This is a genomic window from Stieleria sp., from assembly GCF_041595215.1.
Taxonomy (GTDB): domain Bacteria; phylum Planctomycetota; class Planctomycetia; order Pirellulales; family Pirellulaceae; genus Stieleria; species Stieleria magnilauensis.
Genome location: NZ_JBFHKV010001446.1, coordinates 1 through 1,680 on the forward strand (window position 1 = coordinate 1; position 1,680 = coordinate 1,680).

At 59.8% G+C, this 1,680-nt stretch carries 1 protein-coding gene; it reads left to right on the forward strand.

Annotation, left to right across the window (positions count from 1 at the left end; all coding sequences use genetic code 11):
* A partial coding sequence (locus tag ABX749_RS31985; protein ID WP_372899607.1) for a hypothetical protein occupies positions 1-1,680 on the forward strand: 1,680 nt, incomplete at both ends.

The following is a 1,680-nucleotide window of genomic DNA, read 5'->3' on the forward strand; positions in this document are numbered from 1 at the left end:
CGCCGGCGATCCGATCCTGCAGAACATCCACACCGAAGACAACATTGGTGTTCCGTTTTACTTTGAACTCGATACGGATCCCCAAACGACAGGATTGAGCGGTCGCGGCAACCTGGGCGGCGACCGGATTGTGATCCAAGGCGGTACGTTGACGGAGGACCGAACCTGGGACTACGGCGACCTGCCGATCCACTTGACCGGCAGCAACTTCGTCGTCGGCGCTGATGCCCAAAGCAACCCCGTCATGTTGACGATCGCCGCCGGGACGGTGATCAAGATGTCCAATGGGCAGTATTTTGAATCGCGCCCGGGCACGATCAACGCGGTCGGTACGGCGGAGGATCCGATCGTCTTCACCGCGTCCACCGATGATACCGTCGGCGGCGATTCCAACGGCGACCGATCGTCGAGCAAGCCCTTTCCCGGGTTCTGGGAATCGCTCTACCAGTACGGACCGTCCAACGTCTTGGAACATGTCCAGGTTCGCTACGCCGGCGACACCGATGGCAATGGAGCGTTCAGCGGCCAGGTCGGTTCGATCGAACTGTATCACGCAGGCACCGCGGCGGAGACACAGAACCGTCTGACAAACGTCACGGTTTCCCACGGTTACTCCAACGGGATCAATGTCCGCGCGGCGAAACCGGCACTGGAGAACGTTCACGTGTTCAAGAACGTCGGCGCCGCCTACTACTTCGAACTCGACGCCGCTCCCCAGGTCACCAATCTGACCGGCCAGGACAATCTCGGCGGTGATCGAATCGCGATTCAGGCGGGAACGCTGACGGAAAGTCGTATCTGGGATTATGGCGATCTGCCGATTCACATTATTTCTGGCAATCTGGTGCTGGGATCTGACGCGGAATCCAATCCCGCAAACCTCGACATCGCTGCGGGGACGGTCATCAAGATCGACCAAGCAAACTATCTCTGGGCCCGCGACGGAGCATTGCGCGCCCTGGGAACGCCGACCGATCCGATTTACTTCACCGCAGCCAGCGACGACACCGTCGGCGGCGATGTGACCGGCGACGGTGATGCCAGCAGCCCCTATCCAGGTTTCTGGGAATCGATCTACATCGACGGTGCGGGAAGTGTGCTTTCCAATGTGGTCGTACGCTATGCCGGTGACACCGACGGCAATGGGATTTTCGCTGGTGAAAGGCAGGCGATCGAAGTCTCTGCCGACATGACGCTGACCAACGTCAACGTCGAATCGTCCTACGGTGGCGGTCTGCGAATCGAGGGCGGTGCGAACGTGACGTACACGGGGGGACGACTGGATTCGACCGCCGCATCAACCAACACCGCCCGTTCGGCGATCGTCGTGGTCGATGGAACACTCACCGCAACCGACTTGGATCTGATCGCAAACGATGGTCCGGGCGATCTCGGTGTCTACGTCCTCAATGGACAATCCGCCAGTGTTTCCAACAGCAACTTCATCGGCAACACGATCGCCGTTAGGCATGACGGGACGGATCCCGGCAAAGCGTTCTTTCAAAACAACTGGTGGGCCAGTTCCGGAGGTCCGCATGACCCCTCCGCACTCGACGGGATCGTCAACGACAATCCGGCCGGTCAGCCCGTGACGGACTACGTTGACTACAGCAATTTCTTGACGTCGCCGGCCAATCGAGCCATCGGGCCACGCGTCGTTGCGATGGAAAAACTGGCGCC